At 73.4% G+C, this 346-nt stretch carries 1 pseudogene; it reads left to right on the top strand.

The annotated features are described in order from the left end of the window. Positions 1-64 precede the first annotated feature (64 nt). Positions 65-346: pseudogene (locus G6019_RS16535) on the top strand (leucyl aminopeptidase); the annotation flags it as partial.

The following is a 346-nucleotide window of genomic DNA, read 5'->3' as shown; positions in this document are numbered from 1 at the left end:
TCCGCCACGTCGTCAGGGCACCCGACACGTCCCGTACGTCCACGCCGAACGCCAGGAGTGCTTCATGCCCACCGCGCAGTCGATCCTCACCCACAGCCCGGACCTCGCCGTGATCGAGGCCGTCACGACACCTGTCGAGTCCGAGGTGGTCGTGGTCGGTATCGCCGCGGACGCGGGATCCGGGAACGGCGGCGGAGAGACGACAGCGGCCCCCGTCGTCGTCGCCCCGGGTCTCGACGGCGACTCGACCGCGGCGCTCGCGGACCTGGCCCACTCCGTCGGCGCCTCCACCAAGGTCGGGTCCACCACCCGCGTCCCGGCACCGGAGGGCGTCCCGGGACGGTCC

It is taken from the genome of Dietzia sp. DQ12-76 (assembly GCF_014145045.1).
GTDB lineage: Bacteria > Actinomycetota > Actinomycetes > Mycobacteriales > Mycobacteriaceae > Dietzia.
The sequence above is the reverse complement of the archived record's forward strand: the minus strand, read 5'-3'. Positions and strand labels throughout refer to the sequence as shown.